13 protein-coding genes are annotated in these 16,982 nt (G+C 47.5%); all 13 read left to right on the plus strand.

What is annotated here, in order from left to right:
- The first annotated feature begins 13 nt into the window (after positions 1–13).
- Positions 14–1,057 carry an SPFH domain-containing protein gene (locus MHI14_RS28160; RefSeq protein WP_076210220.1) on the plus strand — a complete coding sequence of 348 codons (1,044 nt, stop codon included), beginning with the start codon at positions 14–16 and terminating at the stop codon, positions 1,055–1,057.
- 245 nt (positions 1,058–1,302) lie between these two features.
- Complete coding sequence (locus MHI14_RS28165; protein ID WP_341131828.1) at positions 1,303–1,533, plus strand: DUF896 domain-containing protein; 231 nt, start codon at positions 1,303–1,305, stop codon at positions 1,531–1,533.
- Between the two features lie 131 nt (positions 1,534–1,664).
- On the plus strand, positions 1,665–2,621 hold the full coding sequence (locus MHI14_RS28170) for a ring-cleaving dioxygenase (RefSeq protein ID WP_249913679.1): 957 nt from the start codon (positions 1,665–1,667) through the stop codon (positions 2,619–2,621).
- 240 nt (positions 2,622–2,861) lie between these two features.
- The gene (locus MHI14_RS28175; RefSeq protein ID WP_339311693.1) at positions 2,862–3,950 is read left to right on the plus strand and encodes a low temperature requirement protein A; all 1,089 of its coding nucleotides are present in this window, start codon (positions 2,862–2,864) and stop codon (positions 3,948–3,950) included.
- Positions 3,951–4,444: 494 nt separating this feature from the next.
- On the plus strand, positions 4,445–7,228 hold the full coding sequence (locus MHI14_RS28180) for a glycoside hydrolase family 3 C-terminal domain-containing protein (protein WP_341131829.1): 2,784 nt from the start codon (positions 4,445–4,447) through the stop codon (positions 7,226–7,228).
- Positions 7,229–7,415: 187 nt separating this feature from the next.
- Positions 7,416–7,607 carry a hypothetical protein gene (locus MHI14_RS28185; protein ID WP_062837718.1) on the plus strand — a complete coding sequence of 64 codons (192 nt, stop codon included), beginning with the start codon at positions 7,416–7,418 and terminating at the stop codon, positions 7,605–7,607.
- 454 nt (positions 7,608–8,061) lie between these two features.
- Positions 8,062–8,826 (plus strand): copper homeostasis protein CutC, encoded by a 765-nt coding sequence (locus MHI14_RS28190; RefSeq protein ID WP_341131830.1) that lies wholly within the window; start codon positions 8,062–8,064, stop codon positions 8,824–8,826.
- A 30-nt stretch (positions 8,827–8,856) separates the two neighbouring features.
- Positions 8,857–10,332 (plus strand): alpha-L-fucosidase, encoded by a 1,476-nt coding sequence (locus tag MHI14_RS28195; RefSeq protein WP_341131831.1) that lies wholly within the window; start codon positions 8,857–8,859, stop codon positions 10,330–10,332.
- Positions 10,320–12,101: a glycoside hydrolase family 35 protein gene (locus MHI14_RS28200; RefSeq protein ID WP_341131832.1), complete on the plus strand. Its 1,782-nt coding sequence runs from the start codon at positions 10,320–10,322 to the stop codon at positions 12,099–12,101. Before MHI14_RS28195 ends, MHI14_RS28200 begins: the two co-directional genes overlap by 13 nt.
- A 90-nt stretch (positions 12,102–12,191) precedes the next feature.
- A complete protein-coding gene (locus tag MHI14_RS28205) occupies positions 12,192–12,314 on the plus strand; it encodes a hypothetical protein (protein WP_341131833.1) in 123 nt (40 codons plus the stop codon).
- 54 nt (positions 12,315–12,368) lie between these two features.
- On the plus strand, positions 12,369–13,235 hold the full coding sequence (locus MHI14_RS28210) for a sugar phosphate isomerase/epimerase family protein (protein WP_341131834.1): 867 nt from the start codon (positions 12,369–12,371) through the stop codon (positions 13,233–13,235).
- Between the two features lie 255 nt (positions 13,236–13,490).
- Positions 13,491–14,549: a Gfo/Idh/MocA family protein gene (locus tag MHI14_RS28215; RefSeq protein WP_341131835.1), complete on the plus strand. Its 1,059-nt coding sequence runs from the start codon at positions 13,491–13,493 to the stop codon at positions 14,547–14,549.
- An 800-nt stretch (positions 14,550–15,349) separates the two neighbouring features.
- On the plus strand, positions 15,350–16,762 hold the full coding sequence (locus MHI14_RS28220; protein WP_341131836.1) for an alpha-L-fucosidase: 1,413 nt from the start codon (positions 15,350–15,352) through the stop codon (positions 16,760–16,762).
- Positions 16,763–16,982: the final 220 nt, after the last annotated feature.

Below are 16,982 nucleotides of genomic sequence, written 5' to 3' on the forward strand. Positions count from 1 at the left end.
GATGGAAACGAGTATGGGATTTTTCAGAAATCAATTTTCGAATGTGGTGGAATGGGAAGAGTTCAGAGATGACATGATATTTTGGAAATGGAGCAACCGGGAGATCAAGAAGGGGAGTAAACTTATCATCCGTTCGGGTCAGGACGCCATTTTCCTGAATAACGGTAAAGTGGAAGGGATTTTCGAGGACGAAGGATCGTTTAATATCGATTCCGAGATCATTCCGTTTCTTTCTACCTTAAAAGGGTTCAAATTCGGATTCAACAGCGGCATGCGGGTCGAAGTATTGTTTGTAAATACCAAAGAGTTCACCGTGCGCTGGGGCACGCAAAGTCCAGTATTAATTCCAACACCACAGCTCCCGGGCGGTATGCCGATTCGAGCCAACGGAACATTTAATTTCAAAGTAAGTGACTATGTGACCCTGATTGATAAGATTGCAGGCATCAAACAGAGTTATCTGGTCGAGGATGTCAAAATCCGAATTACTTCCGTGCTGGATCAGCTTCTAATGAAGTGGATTAGCCGTGAAGGGAAGGATATGTTCAACCTGCAGGCCAATGCATCCGATATTGCCAAGGGGATTCAGGAAGATCTGGATATGCAGATGATGGACATCGGAATTGGGATTACCGGTTTCCAGGTGATGAGCTTCAATTATCCAAAAGAGATTCAGGACATGATTACAAAGACTGCTTCGCATGAGATGATTGGTAATCTGCAAAAGTATCAGCAGGTCAGCATGACAGACGGCATCTCATCCGGTAAAGTACAGGGCGGCGGCGCAGCTTCGGATATGGCGGGCATGATGATGGGTATGAACATGGCCAATGAAATGATGAAAAACATGAACCAGAACCAAGGCCAAAACCAGAACAATAATTCCAATTCATCTCAGAATCAAAATAACGACCAGAAACCAGCGGGAAATAGCAACGGTGATTCGAATACATCTTCATCTACAGAAGGCAACAAGAAGCCAAACTTCTGCCCGAACTGTGGAGCCAAAAATGAAGGTGCCAACTTCTGTCCGAACTGTGGTCAAAAGCTGGGCTAATGAATTAAATACATGAAGGGCTAGTTCAGCAAGGGTTGAGATATTGCGGAGCTATCCCTTTTTTGTTTGGAGTCATACTTAAAGCAACATGGAGTAGAGCAGAGGAACAGGTTCATTTATTTTATTTTAGATAAAAGAGTTGACAACCGATCACAAATCATTTATCTTTAACTTAAGATATTTAATTTAAATATAAATAGCAGCCAAGAACAAATATCTTTAATCCATTATGAGGAGAGATCAAGATGATTATCCCAACATTGACCAGAATAAATGAACTTTCTAGAAAAGCCAAAGAGGGCGGATTGACGGAGATGGAGAAAGAGGAACAGGTTCGTCTTCGCCAAGAATATCTGCAAACTTTTCGTGGTTCGGTCAACGACATTCTGCTGAATGCAACCATCTATGATCCAAACGGCGATGACGTGACTCCTGATAAATTGAAACAAGAACAGGCCAATCAAAATAAAAACTAGCATATAATTCGCCAGATCATATATCTTAATTTTAAGATAATACAAACTTACTATAAATCAATTAACTAACTCAAATACTCTAACATCTACTCAATTCAAAACATGCTTACCAAACCAAGGAGGAATTAATCATGACTATTCAAACAGCAGGTATTCACCATATTACAGCTTTCGCAGGAGATCCACAGGCCAACGTTGATTTTTATGCCGGAGTTCTGGGACTTCGTCTCGTGAAAAAAACAATTAATTTCGATGCACCTGATGTGTATCATCTGTACTTTGGTGACGAACACGGAAGCCCGGGTACCATCATTACCTTCTTCCCATCGGCTGGATCACCACGAGGCAAAATTGGCGGAGGTCAGGTCGGCATCACTTCCTATGTCATTCCTCCTGGGTCGATTGGCTTCTGGCAGAAACGGCTGGAACAGTATAACATTGAGGTAACCAAAACAAGTCGTTTCAATGAAGACCTGCTTCAATTCGAAGATAGCGAAGGCCTGCGGCTTGAGCTTGTTGAACGTGAAGAAGGAGCAACCAGCACTTGGGCACACGAAGGGATTCCAGCAGATAAAGCGATCAAAGGTTTCGGTGGTGCTGTCCTGTTCAGTGTAAATCCGCAAAGAACGATGGATGCTCTTGAGAAAATCATGGGATTTGTCAGAGTGAGTGAAAATGAAGAGTACGCCCGTTTCCGGTCCAGCGGGGATATCGGTAATGTCGTAGATGTTCCAGTGACCCGTATGGCTCTGGGGATGGGCGGCGCAGGAACCGTGCACCATATTGCATGGCGTGCCAAAGACGATGAGGAGCATGCACAGTGGAGCGAAGCTGTACGTGATTACGGGTACCAACCGACTCCAGTTCGGGATCGTCAGTACTTTAACGCAATCTACTTCAGAGAAGCTGGCGGCATTCTGTTCGAGATTGCTACCGATCCTCCTGGCTTTGCCAAAGATGAACCTGCTGATTCGCTCGGACAAAAATTGATGCTGCCAGAGTGGTTTGAGAAATACCGCCCTCAAATTGAGGACAATCTGCAACCAATTGTGGTAAGAACGCTCGTACCTGCTACAGCTGCGAATTAATAAGAGTTCTATTACTATATAGGTTGAACTATCCATTTACACAATAACGGAGAGGACAGAAAAAACCTGAAAAAGCGAAGCTACAAGCTTTCTGCAAGAAAGCTACTTCGAAAGCATACGCTATCCCCGGATTTTCACTTAGGAAAAGGGAATCAAAAAAATCTGGGGATAACAGCGATTGGAGGGTTATTCTGTCATCGGAGTGTATGTGTGAATTAAAACCTAAAGGAGCAACGAAGGATGATGGAGAAAAAGGTTACCTGGCTGGAGCTGTTTTACGATCTGCTCTTCGTAGCAGCGGTCTCCAAAGCGGGTCATGTCTTGTTACATGCCGAACATGGAGTAATTACGTTTGAATATTTAATGAAGTTTGTGCTTATTTTTATCCCTGTTTGGTGGGCATGGGTCGGTCAGACCTTGTTTATTAACCGCTATGGTCAAGATATCCTGATCCATCGAATATTCCTCATCCTTCAGCTTCTGTCCGTTATGGTCATGACGGCGAGCCTCTCTACCCATTTTGACCAATACTACCTGTCCTTCTTCATTGGATATATCGGCTCAAGGGCATTTACGGCGATTCAGTATCTGACAGCTCACAAGTCAAAAGGCGAGCATCAGCAGCAAGCCGCTCGTTACTTGGGTACATGTTTCCTCATTGGTATATTGATCTCATCGGGTTCATTATTCTTCGATTCCTGGCTGCGCTACTTGATTTTGTATGTGGGGATTGCAGTGGATATTGTGCTTCCGCTGATCGGACGCAAAAACTTGGTGAAAGTGCCAGTTCAGACCCATCACTTGTTGGAACGTTTCGCGTTATTTACACTCATCCTGCTGGGTGAATCGGTGGTGAGCATTATCGCTGTGTTGCAAGCCGATCATTGGGATATGAAATCGATTTTGTTTGCCGCCTTTACGTCCATCTTTGTCATTGCGATGTGGTGGCAGTACTTTGACAACGTGGAGAAAAAGGTCAGCAAAGAGATCCAGACTGCCGGGCAAGCGATCATATACGGTCATCTGTTCATCTACATCTCCATGAGTATGATCGCTGCTTCAATTCAGCTGTTATATCAGAATCAGTTAAACTATGTGTTCATGCTAGGGTTTGTATTTGGATCAACGCTGTTGTATTTCTTGTCGACTTCCCTTGTGTTTCATCGCTACAGACACGCACATCTGCGGTTGGGCCCGCGTCATCTGGCAGTCATGGTAGGGTTGCTTGTGGCATTTGTCCTTGTGGATCTGGTCTACCAGGTTCCGGGTTATGTCATCATGGGCGAAGAAATGTTATTCTTCCTGGTGTATGCAAAACTTACAACTTGATATGCGTAATCTAAAATGAAGAAAAGTCACGGACAACAGGCGTCCGTGGCTTTTTATTATGCTGCTAATCGAGGACAAGTTTTAATAATATAAATAAAGCACAAATCTAATTTAATTTCTTCTATAGAATCTGTTAATATGAGACTAGGTACAAGTGAATCTACCAGATCATAGAATATCTTTTTATAAAATGAGTGTACGTTTTGTTATATAAATTGAACTAAACATTTACACGAAACGGAGAGGACAGAAAAAAACTGAAGAAGCGAAAGTGTTCGCCTAAAAGCTTTCTGAAAGAAAGCTGCATCGGAAGCATACGCTATCCCCGGATTTTCCCCATATAAGGGGGATTCATAAAATCTGGGGATAACAGCGATCGGAATGTTATTCTGTCATCGGAGTGTCCAGTGTAAATATTCTTTAGTTCAATTTATATAGTTCATTTTATATATAGCGATTCGTAGGTATGGGGATGACAATCAGGAGGGAAATCATTGAGCACACATCAAATCGGAGTTCCATTGGAAGGGTTTGCAGAGTTTAGTCGTACGGTTGCCGCTGAAGGAGCCGTTTTACTCAGAAATGAGGGCCAAGTGCTTCCACTTCGTGAAAACGAAAACGTTTCAGTTTTTGGACGGATTCAAGTCAATTATTATCGCAGCGGCACGGGTTCAGGCGGTAGCGTTCATGTGGCCTATACAACAAATCTGTTGGATGGTCTTCGCAGCAAAAAGAATATTACGGTAAATGAAGAATTGGCAGCTGTCTATGAGAAGTGGATCGAGGAAAATCCATTTGATGATGGCGGAAAAGTATGGGCGGCCGAGCCATGGAATCAGAAAGAAATGCCTTTGACGGATGAACTTGTTGCACAGGCTAGAAGCCAATCCAGCAAAGCCATTATCGTGATTGGACGTACAGCAGGAGAAGACCAGGATAATGCGGATGCACCAGGAAGTTACCAGCTGACAGAAGATGAGAAAGCGATGTTGAAGCAAGTTACTTCGCAGTTTGAACACACAATCGTTGTGTTGAATGTCTCGAATATCATCGATATGAGCTGGTTAAACGAAACGTATCTACATCCAATCCAAGGTGTAATTTACTCCTGGCATGGCGGTATGGAGGGTGGCAACGCGATTGCCGATGTGCTGGCGGGGGACGTTACACCAAGCGGTAAACTGACAGATACGATTGCATATTCCATTGAAGATTACCCTTCGACAAGCAACTATGGCAATGAGTTCAAGAACCTGTATCAGGAAGATATCTATGTAGGTTATCGATATTTCGAAACGTTTCGACCTGAGCGCGTTCAGTTTGAATTCGGTTACGGCCTGTCTTATACGACGTTTTTGGCCCAGCACGAAGAAGCAAAATCCGTGTCCAAAGACGGTGATACCTACATTGAAGTTCGTGTAAATGTGACCAACTCAGGTACAACATATGCGGGCAAAGAGGTTGTGCAGGTCTACTATGAAGCACCACAAGGCAAACTGGGACAACCGGTGAAGGCTTTGGTGGCTTTTGGAAAAACAGGATTGTTGCAGCCGGGCGAGTCAGAACTTCTGACGATCAGTTTCCCGATCCATGCGATGGCCTCTTACGATGATGCGGGTGTTACAGGTTATGCTTCCGCGTACGTTCTGGAAGAAGGCACATACCGACTGCACGTAGGAACCAGTGTGAAACAAGTGCAGCATATCAGCATTGATGGCCAAGATGGCTATAGTATTGAATCTCTTCAATTGGTGGAGCAACTGCAAGAAGCGATGGCCCCAACTGAAGATTTTACACGGATGAAACCAGGTTCGCGCAAGGAAGATGGATCTTATGAACTGACTTATGCAGAAGTACCGAAACGTAAGATTTCCATGTCGAACCGGATTGAGCAGAATCTCCCGCAAACGCTGGAGCAGACGGGCAACCAGGGCCACAAGCTGAGTGATGTTAAGGCTGGCAAAGTGAGTCTGGAAACCTTTATCGCTCAACTGAGTGATCAGGATCTGGCGGCGATTGTCCGTGGCGAAGGTATGAGCAGTCCGCTCGTTACTTCGGGAACAGCATCTGCATTTGGTGGTGTCAGCGACAGCCTGTTTAACTACGGTATTCCGGTAGCATGTACGGCAGATGGCCCGTCCGGTATTCGTATGGATAGTGGCGAGAAGGCAACACAGGTATCCATTGGTACGTTGCTTGCGGCGACATGGAACAAGGATCTCGTTGAAGAGTTATATGTGATGGAAGGACAGGAATTACTGAGAAATCAGGTGGATACCCTGCTCGGACCTGGACTTAATATCCGCCGGAGCCCGCTCAATGGCCGGAACTTTGAGTACTTCTCTGAAGATCCACTGATCTCGGGTGTATTTGCCGCAGCGTGTACAAAAGGTATTATGAAGGGTGGTTCCAATGCCACACTGAAACACTTTGCCTGCAACAACCAGGAGAAACACCGCAGTAAAGTAGATGCTGTTGTCTCCGAACGTGCACTGCGTGAAATTTACCTGAAAGGGTTCGAAATCGCTGTAAAAGAAGGCGGAGCGAACTCCATCATGACTTCCTACAACCCGGTTAACGGACACTGGGCGGCATCCAACTACGACCTGAACACCACAATTCTGCGCGGCGAATGGAATTTCGAGGGGATCGTAATGACCGACTGGTGGGCAATTATGAACGATGTGACCGAAGGTGGAGAAGCTGATCGCAAATACACCAACTGGATGATTCGTGCGCAGAATGATCTCTACATGGTTGTACCGAACTACGGCGCAGAGATCAATGGCTGGGACGACAACACGATTGAATCCTTGGAAAATGGAACATTGACTCGCGGAGAGCTGCAACGCTCAGCGATTAATATCTGCAAGTTCATCATGAATGCACCGGTGTCCGGTCGAAAACACGAAATTGTGGAGAACGTTGCTTCGTTCCAAGCGAATGCATCTATATCTGCTGCACAAGCTCAGGCGCTGGTTGAAAACGCACAGGTGAAACCTGCGGTAGCTGAACCCGTCTACATGAAAGTGGATGAGGCAGGCCATTACCGGATTATCGTACAGATCATGTCCCCTGAGCCGGAACTCGCTCAAAGTGCATGTAACCTGCTCCTGAATGACCAGTTGGTAACCACCATTCAAACGAATGGTACGGAAGGCAAATGGATCAGACAGAAACTTGTCAAAGTAGATCTTGAAGCAGGACTGTATGAATTGAAACTGGACTTCACCAAACCAGGCCTCGAGATTGACTGGATCGAATTCAAACAGGTGTAGAAGATAATCGGAAATATCAGGTGATAAGAGCAATCGAAAGGTTGTTCTGTTCCAAAGCAGAATACGTTGGTATATCACAAAGGACACTGTACGCGGGTGTCCTTTGTTGTAACACAGAATAGCTACTGTTATGATAGTGTTATGAGATTCGTAGTTCTGAACAATGGGGTCAGGGGTGTTGCGAGGAATGAGAAATTATAATTTTTTGAGTCCAATCCTGCTGGTTGTGGTGGCGCTGATTGTGAGAGGCCTGGTGACTAACCTGGGAGTGCTTTTCGGATTATCACAAGAAGTGGCGAGTAATATTGCCATGATAGCCATGATTATTGCTGCTCTGATTATGTTTAATCGAATGACGAAGGCTCGGCGTAAAAAATAGAAAAAGCTCGGATAACCGGAAGGTTATCCAAGACACGAAGACACCCTCCGGGTGTCTTTTTTTGTATTGACGTTCTGATCCTAACGTTTTAGACTATTGCTAATAAATAATAACATTATAAATAACAAAAATAACAAAATTCATTAGATGAAGTGATGAAATCGGTTGCGCTCTCTTTTTGCCAGCCTCCCCCATTCGGTCCTCAAAGGAGAATCCAATCATGAAGATCATTGCCTACAAACAATATATCTTTCAGGAAGGTCAGCCTATTCGGATTGCGTTCCGAGAAGCTGACCGTCGCCCATAATGATGAAGAAGGACCGCAGGAGCGCTGATGAAGCGTTCAGTCGGTCCTTTATGTCATGGATCAGGCTGTGTGCAGTTCGAGTGATGTCTATCGATAAGGGTTAACGGTTCTGGAATAATCTACGATGAAGTGAAGGGAGCGATCCTTATGAAGAGACAGCCTGTATTGGAAGTCATTGCTGTGGATGTGGAAGATGCCAAGGCAGCTGAGGAGGGAGGGGCTGATCGGATTGAGCTGGTGTCTGCGATGTCTGAAGGAGGACTTACTCCCAGTTATGGCGTCATGGAGCATGTGCTGTCTCAAGTCTCCATCCCAGTGTATGTCATGATCCGTCCGCATAGCCGCTCGTTCCGCTATAGCGCAGATGACATCCACGCTATGACCAGGGATGTACGCGTGGCGAGGGAACTTGGAGCCGCTGGCATCGTGATCGGCGCTCTTACAGGAGCTGGTGAAGTCGACCTCATATCCTTGCAATCATGTATGGCCGAAGCACAGGGTTTGGGCGTTACGTTTCATCGGGCAATTGATGTGAGCACAAGCCTGACTGAGGCGCTCAAGGCCATTAACACATTGGGAAACGTGGAGCGTGTGCTTACATCGGGAGGGAAACAGACAGCGCCTGAAGCCATACTGGAACTGAAACAGCTCCAGGACCTGGGGCAAACCTTGAACATCGCTGTCATGGCAGGGTCGGGGGTCACCATAGAGGGAATTCAAACGCTAGTGAGTCAGACGGGTATCACAGAGATACATATGGGATCAGGCGTGAGGTACAAAGGCAGCTTTAATTATCCCATTGATCCACATTTGGTTGAAGAAGCTAAGCAGCAGTTATTGCTTGCATCACAGCCATTCATGGACAGTAGTGTACTGAGTAGCGGTCCAAGCAAGGGTGGTCCAATGATATAGGGATGCGCTAAATAAAAGGAGTGATACGCCATGAATTATGAACTGCAACCAGCCGAATGGATTAAGTCCGCAGCACAGGTCAGCCCATCCGAACGCCAGCTGAGATGGCAGGAGATGGAGTTCTACGCGTTTATTCATTTTACGGTAAATACATTTACGGATCAGGAATGGGGCACTGGGGAGGAAGACCCGGCGATTTTCAATCCTTCTGAACTGAGCGCAGCGCAATGGGTGCAGGCGTGCAAGGCTGCCGGGATGAAGGGACTGATTTTGACGTGTAAGCATCATGATGGATTTTGTTTGTGGCCAAGCCAGTTTACAGAGCATACGGTTGCAGCCAGTCCGTGGAGGAACGGTGCGGGGGATTTGGTTCGGGAAGTCGCCGATGCCTGCCGTGAGGGTGGATTGAAGTTTGGCGTGTACCTGTCTCCTTGGGATCGGCATGAAGCCACTTATGGAGATTCCGAGAGGTATAACGAGTTTTTCCTCCATCAGTTGCGCGAGCTACTCACGAATTATGGCGACATCTTCTGTGTATGGTTCGATGGTGCATGTGGTGAGGGTCCGAATGGCAAAAGGCAGGTCTATGACTGGGACACCTATTATGCGCTTATTCGTGAACTTCAGCCCGAAGCTGTCATCTCGGTATGTGGCCCGGATGTACGTTGGTGTGGCAATGAAGCGGGACATACGCGTGATTCGGAATGGAGCGTTGTGCCAGCGCATATGCAGGATAATGAGAAGATTCAGGAGCAATCGCAACAGGTGGATGATGGTGAGTTTGCCACAAGGATCAATACGCAGGACAGTGATTTGGGAAGCCGAGAGGTCATTCGTTCCCAAGGTGACCAACTGATCTGGTACCCTGCCGAGGTGAATACCTCAATTCGCCCGGGATGGTTCTATCATGCCAGTGAAGATGATCAGGTCAAAACACTGGAAGAACTGCTCGCCGTCTATTACGGCGCAGTGGGGGGCAATGCCACCTTTTTACTCAATCTGCCACCTGATACGCGTGGTCTCATTCACGAAACGGATGTTGAGCGACTACAGGAATTGGGAGATTCGCTGCGCACCATTTTTCAGGAAAATTTCGCCTTGCAGGCGCTGGTAAAAGCATCGGAGACGATGGATGAACAACATGCCGTATCGGAAGTGCTGACGGAACGCCGGGAAACGTATTGGTGTCCTCACGAAGGAACGGAGCAGGCTTGGATCGAGCTGGATTTGCAGGAGGAACGATCGTTTGACCGGGTGGTACTGATGGAACATATCCAGACAGGCCAACGGATTGAGCGTTTTACACTGGAGTCGCAGAGAGCAGATGGTGGTTGGGAAGAGTTTTACAAGGGGACGGTGGTGGGGTATAAGCGAATTTGCTGTTTCCCACAGGTCACATCGAGAAAGATGCGATTAACCATTCATGAATCCAGATGGTATCCTACGTTGTCCGGGTTAGGCATATATCTGAGCGAGCGGGGAGGGGGGGCCAAATGGCGTTGCTAACGTATAAAGGTTCACAATTCATGTATGATGGCGAGCCCATTCGGATTTTGTCGGGTGCCATCCATTATTTCAGAGTGGTCCCCGAATATTGGGAGGACCGGCTACTCAAGCTGAAAGCCTGCGGTTTCAATACAGTGGAAACATATGTGCCGTGGAATGTCCATGAGCCGAAGCCGGGGCAATATCGTTTTGAGGGCATGGCTGATCTCGAACGTTTTATTCGCATTGCGGGAGATGTTGGTCTGCATGTGATTGTTCGTCCAAGTCCTTATATATGTGCCGAGTGGGAGTTTGGTGGGCTACCTTCCTGGCTGCTCGCTGATGATGATATTCGTCTGCGGTGTAATGATGCAAAATTTCTGGCGAATGTGGATCGTTATTATGATGTGCTTTTGCCCAGATTGAAACCTCTTCTTAGTACCCAAGGCGGACCGATCATCGCGATGCAGATTGAAAATGAGTACGGCAGCTTCGGGAACGACGCGAGTTACCTGCAATATTTACGGGATGGCATGGTGGAGCGCGGTATGGATGTGTTGTTATTTACCTCGGATGGACCGACAGACCACATGCTGCAAGCGGGATCAGTGCAGGGGCATCTGGCTACAGTCAATTTTGGATCAGGGACGCAGGGAACGTTTGCCAAGCTGCGTGAATATCAGGCAGAAGAACCTTTGATGTGCATGGAGTATTGGAACGGCTGGTTCGACCACTGGGGTGAGTCGCATCATACCCGAGAAGCCGCAGATGTGGCTGTTGTGTTTGAGGAGATGCTTCGAGCAGGAGCTTCGGTTAACTTTTATATGTTCCACGGTGGAACAAACTTTGGATTTTACAATGGGGCGAACTGTCAGCAGAAGGATCAATACGAACCCACAATTACAAGTTACGACTACGATTCACTGCTCAGCGAATCCGGGAAGCCGACAGCGAAGTTCCATGCGGTGAGGGACCTTATTGCTCGGTATAGCGACAGCGGTCTGGGTGAGCTTGTGCTGCCAGAATCGAAGGGGACTATCGGCTATGGGCGATTGGAGTTAAATCAGCAGGCGCCATTACTGGCGCAGTTGGACCGGATATCAGTCCCGTTGCATCGTACGAATCCAGAACCGATGGAGAAGCTGGGTCAAGATTATGGATTTATTTGTTATCAAACCCGAATTTCCGGGCCTAGAGAGCGACAGGAACTGGTGATTCAGGAGGTGCGTGACCGTGCGCTTGTGTTTGTTGATGGGCAATTTCAGGGCGTGCTCGAACGGGGGAATACCGAATTATCGGTATCCTTTGCAGTGCCGCCAGAGGGCGTAGATCTATTGATCCTTGTCGAAAATATGGGACGAATCAACTATGGCCCGTATCTGAGAGAGCCGAAGGGGATTACGGAGGGTGTGCGACATGGATTTCAATTTTTATATGATTGGACGATTCATTGTCTGCCATTAACTAATCTGTCGGGTTTGCAATTTAGTAATGTGATTAGCGAAGCAATTAATGAAACAATTAATGAAGTACAGGGACCAGCATTTTATCGAGGAGAGTTTAATATCACGGATGTAAGAGATACTTTTCTGCGACTGGATAGCTGGACCAAGGGAGTTGTATTTGTAAACGGATTCAATCTGGGGCGCTACTGGAATAAAGGACCGCAAAAAACGTTGTATGTACCTGCCCCGCTTCTTCGTGAAGGTGATAATGAAATCATCGTATTCGAGCTTCATCAGACGGCTGAACTGGCCGTAACGTTTGTGGATACACCGGATTTGGGCTAGGAAAAGGAAAATAGTAGAGCCAAACGATTATTGATAATTGTCGTGTCCGCCAGAAAAAGGTATACGTTGGGTATGGACATCGACTAGGGCGTGTCTGAAAACTCCGAAGGACGCAGATTTTCCCGAATTTTCGTTCCAAGCAAGGAGATTTTCCGCAGGCGTGCCGGGGCACGTCAAGGGAAAGTGACGCAGCAGGGGGCGAAAAGGCGGTAAAAGATGCACTTCAGTGAGTTTTGAGACACGTCCTACAGGAGAGGATGAGGGAAAATGAAAGTTGGACTCAGCACTTACAGTCTGCAACAAGCATTGGATCGTAAAGAATTAACCGTGCCCGATGCCATTCGCTGGATTGCCGATCAGGGCGGAGAACATGTGGAGATTGTTCCGATGGGATTCAGTCTGATCGATAATCCGGAGTTAGTTAATGAGATCAAAGCTGTGGCAAAAGAGGTAGGAATCGATATTTCCAATTATGCTATCGGCGCTAACTTTGCTGTGCAGGAGGACGCCGAAGCGTTGGAGCAAGAGATCCAGAATGTGATGCGACATGTGGACGTGGCTGCAGCGCTCGGCGTGAAGTTGATGCGTCATGACGTGGCTTTCCGCCCTGCACCAGAGGGAACTTTAGCACAGTTCGAGATCGACCTACCGGAACTGGTGAAAGCCTGTCAGCGGATAGCCGATTATGCAGCAGGTTTTGGAATCACAACAAGCGTCGAGAACCATGGGTACTATGTGCAGTCAAGTGAGCGAATTCAGCGTTTGTTACACGAAACAGCGCGGAGCAACTTCAAGACCACACTGGATGTGGGCAATTTCCTCTGCGTGGATGAAGATCCGGTGAGTGCCGTAAAAAATAACATTCCGTATGCGTCGATCGTGCACGCCAAAGACTTCTACTGGAGACCTTCGTACCGAAATCCCGGTGAAGGCTGGTTCCAAACCTCGCATGGCAATTACCTCCGCGGTGCCATTGTGGGCCATGGCGATATCGACATGCCTGAGGTATTCCGTGTGTTGAAACAATCCGGGTATGACGGATATATCTCGGTTGAATTTGAAGGCATGGAAGATTGCAAAACGGCCTCACGCATTGCCATGGATAACGTCCGCCGCCTATGGGAAGAGGCATAGGGCTGAGTACTTGTTTTAAATGAAATATGACTTGTTACGTATGGTTCAAACAGAAAGTTAGTTCAGTCAGGAAAAGTAGTGGAGGGGGCGAAATCGATTCTGAAGAAACGAAGTGTTCGCCTTTATCACCGGATTTCCCCTTTGCAATAAGGGGATTAAAGAAATCTGGGGATAAGAGCGATCGGAAGAACGATTCGCAACCGGAACGTCTACCCGCTGGACGTCAATTATTTTATTTATGGAGGAATCAGCACTATGTCCAAATTGAAAGTCGCCGTCATCGGTGCCGGATCCATATCCGATTGCCATTTGCAAGCCTACGCTAGTAACCCTGACGTTGAAATATACGCTATCTGTGACCTGAATGAAGCACGTGCCACAGAAGTGGCAAAGCAATATGATGCACCTCATGTGTTTACCGATTACAAAGAATTGCTCGCACTGCCCGAGATTCATTCCGTCAGCATCTGCACATGGAACGACTCCCATGCGGAGATTAGTATTGCTGCCCTGGACGCGGGCAAAAACGTGCTGTGTGAGAAACCACTCTGCCAAACGGTGGAGGATGCCCTCGAAGTAGAAAAAGCGGTCCATCGCAGCGGAAAGTTGCTACAAGTTGGTTTTGTTCGCCGCTATAGCGACAATGCACAGATTCTGAAGAAGTTTATTGATGAGGGTGAACTGGGCGAGATCTATTATGCCAAAGCCTCCAGTCTGCGTCGTCTGGGCAATCCGGGTGGCTGGTTCTCGGATGTCAAACGCTCTGGCGGCGGCCCGCTGATTGATATCGGGGTGCATGTGATCGACATTTGCTGGTATCTGATGGGTAGACCGAAGGTGAAATCCGTCTCCGCTAACGTGTCCAACCGATTGGGGAACCGCTCGAACATTAACAATCTGTCGTTCTACAAAGCAGCCGACTATGACGCGGAGCAAAACACCGTAGAGGATATGGCAAATGCCCTGATTCGTTTCGAGAACGGCGCGAGCCTGCTCGTGGATGTCAGTTTCACGCTCCATGCCAAAGCGGATGAGACTTCGGTCAAACTATATGGCGACAAAGGCGGTGCCGAGCTGGAGCCGGAAATTTCGATCATCGGTGAGAAATTCAACACCATTTTGAACATGACTCCACAGGTAGATTTCAAATCATTCGACTTTATGGGTTCGTTCCGCAATGAAATCAACCATTTTATCGATAGTACACAGGGCCGCAAAGAAACACTTAGTCCCGTCGAGGACGGCGTCGAAGTGATGAAAATGCTCTGTGCCATCTACGAATCAGCCCGTCAGGGTCGCGAAATCACGCTGTAAAGGGGCTTTGCAATACGGAGATGCTCCAAGTTGATACTTTACTACTCCCGTGGCATTGAACGTTATGAGCAATTCGCTCCTTTTCAATGAAAGGCTCCGCTCCGGGCGGATTCGGAGTCGTCCTTCCCGCTCGCCGTTGGAGCAGAGTAGGGAGCGAGCGCTAACGAATCTGAGGCGTCTTATTCAAGGATTTGAAGCGCTAGCAGAAATCTAAGGAACCTAGCCCACGCTATATAAGAATAAACAGCAGTTTACAGCGTTTTTACCACCTAATTTCGGGAAATAACGTGTCTGATGTTCCTTACAATTTAAAAAGAGGACCAAAAGGCTAAATAAGACGCCCTGTGTTCCTTAGAAAATTCTCTACCCATTCGCCAGGATCAGCCGCTTGGATTTCCCTATAGGAAGAAGGGAAATTCCATAGTAGTTGGAGAGGCACCGCAATCGAAATAACGGAGTTACTACGCCCCTTAATAGTTAAACCTACCGTTCACGCCAAAACGGAGGGTGCAAAATCAATCCGAAGCAGCGAAGCTAAAGCTTCGGAAGATCCTACCACGCTAACAGTGACAGGGCTTACTATGTCCTTCTTAGTTGAACTAAACGTTACACGATAACGGAGAGGGCAGAGAAATCTGAAGAAGCAAAGCGCTCGCCTTTATCCCCGGATTTTCCCTTTAGGGAAATAATCAAAAAATCTGGGGATAACAGCGATCGGAAGATTATTCTGACCGCGTAGTGGCCGAGTGTAAAGCAATGTGTTCAGCGTATGACATCCAATCCAAAGGAGATGAAACAGGATGAGCGAAACCAAAGAAACCGTACTGGAGCAGGAAGAGCAGATTGTCGAAGCCGGCGTGCACAATTTTAGCAAAGAGGAAGAGTGGATCAAACCGGAGGACCCGTTGCTGAATGAGCGGCTGGAGTGGTTCAAGGACCAGAAGCTGGGGCTGATGATGCACTGGGGGCCGTATTCCCAGCTTGGCCTCGTAGAGTCCTGGGCGCTGAGCGACGAGGATGGCGATTGGTCGCGCGATGACATCGACTGGACGGATGACATGGAAGACTTCAAGCGGGAATATTTCGATCTGAACAAAACTTTCAATCCGATTCGCTTCCAGCCCGAGGAATGGGCACAGATGGCGGCAGATAACGGGTTCAAATACTTCCTGTTCACCACCAAACACCATGACGGTTTCTGCATGTGGGATACCAAGACGACGGATTACCGGATTACGGGTAAGGACACGCCTTTTCATACCCATAAGTATGCGGACATCTGTCGATCACTATTTGACGCTTTTCGGGCCAAAGGACTCGGCATCTCAGCGTATTTCTCCAAAGCGGACTGGCATACTCCGTATTACTGGGCACCGGGCATGGAGCGTGGACGTCATATGTGGCGCGGGCCTTCGTATGATCCCCATAAATATCCGTGGCTGTGGGAGAAATTCGTGGAGTTCACGCATGAGCAGATCATGGAGCTGCTGACGAATTACGGGCGAATCGAATGTCTGTGGCTGGATGCTGGATGGGTGCGCGAAGGTCGCCATGGTCAGGATATCAGGCTGGGAGAAGTCGTGGAACGGGCGCGTCAGACCACACAACCTTGGCTCCTGTCTGCAGATCGCACCGTCGGTGGACCGTATGAGAATATCGTTACCCCCGAGCAGACCATACCGGAACATCCGATGAACATTCCATGGGAAAGCTGTATTACCGTGGGCAACTCCTTTGCTTTTGGTTTCGATGATCAGTATAAAACGGGAAGACAGCTGGCACATATTCTGCTCGAAGTCGTGTCCAAGGGTGGTAACCTGGCGCTGAATGTAGGACCGCAACCCGATGGGCGTCTGCCAAAAGGGGCAATTCGAGGCATCAAGGGCCTCGGTGAATGGTTAGGTACTCATGGAGAAGGCGTCTATGGAACCCGGATCTGCGGGCCATATTTTACGAAAGATTGGGCTTTCACACAGAAAGAAGAGATCAACACCGTATATGCCTTCCGTATATACCGAAATGAGAATGAGACCGTACAACCACAGTTGGTCATTCCTTATCTGGAAAAGGTAGAGCGGATCGAACTCATCGGTAGCGATGACGTACTTTCGTATCAGCATACGGAAGTCGGACTTCTCGTGGAACTGCCACAATCCGCTACAACCATTGAAGCGCCGATCACACATACGTTCAGGCTGGTCACAAGCACATAGAATGCCATGTCAATTCCGGGGGAGATATAACCACCTCCGGGATTTTTTTATTCATACATAAGGGACACAATTCCCAATAGAAATGGCTCGCAATTGCTTGTCACACAAGGGTTTGTGGAATAAAGAGAAGTCGGAGAAAATTGCAAATTGATAAAAGTTTACCGTGCGATGTACTATCAAATCAAGAAAGCGCTACCTGATATGAATGTTTACATCATCT

It is taken from the genome of Paenibacillus sp. FSL K6-2393 (assembly GCF_038002545.1).
GTDB lineage: Bacteria > Bacillota > Bacilli > Paenibacillales > Paenibacillaceae > Paenibacillus.

Excerpts from the sequence above, each read along its gene's own strand:
- MHI14_RS28200 (WP_341131832.1), top strand. The coding sequence starts at position 10,320 with ATGGCGTTGCTAACGTATAAAGGTTCACAATTCATGTATGATGGCGAG.
- MHI14_RS28165 (WP_341131828.1), top strand. The coding sequence starts at position 1,303 with ATGATTATCCCAACATTGACCAGAATAAATGAACTTTCTAGAAAAGCC.
- MHI14_RS28160 (WP_076210220.1), top strand. The coding sequence starts at position 14 with ATGGGATTTTTCAGAAATCAATTTTCGAATGTGGTGGAATGGGAAGAG.
- MHI14_RS28215 (WP_341131835.1), top strand. The coding sequence starts at position 13,491 with ATGTCCAAATTGAAAGTCGCCGTCATCGGTGCCGGATCCATATCCGAT.
- MHI14_RS28190 (WP_341131830.1), top strand. The coding sequence starts at position 8,062 with ATGAAGAGACAGCCTGTATTGGAAGTCATTGCTGTGGATGTGGAAGAT.
- MHI14_RS28185 (WP_062837718.1), top strand. The coding sequence starts at position 7,416 with ATGAGAAATTATAATTTTTTGAGTCCAATCCTGCTGGTTGTGGTGGCG.
- MHI14_RS28195 (WP_341131831.1), top strand. The coding sequence starts at position 8,857 with ATGAATTATGAACTGCAACCAGCCGAATGGATTAAGTCCGCAGCACAG.
- MHI14_RS28175 (WP_339311693.1), top strand. The coding sequence starts at position 2,862 with ATGATGGAGAAAAAGGTTACCTGGCTGGAGCTGTTTTACGATCTGCTC.
- MHI14_RS28210 (WP_341131834.1), top strand. The coding sequence starts at position 12,369 with ATGAAAGTTGGACTCAGCACTTACAGTCTGCAACAAGCATTGGATCGT.
- MHI14_RS28170 (WP_249913679.1), top strand. The coding sequence starts at position 1,665 with ATGACTATTCAAACAGCAGGTATTCACCATATTACAGCTTTCGCAGGA.
- MHI14_RS28220 (WP_341131836.1), top strand. The coding sequence starts at position 15,350 with ATGAGCGAAACCAAAGAAACCGTACTGGAGCAGGAAGAGCAGATTGTC.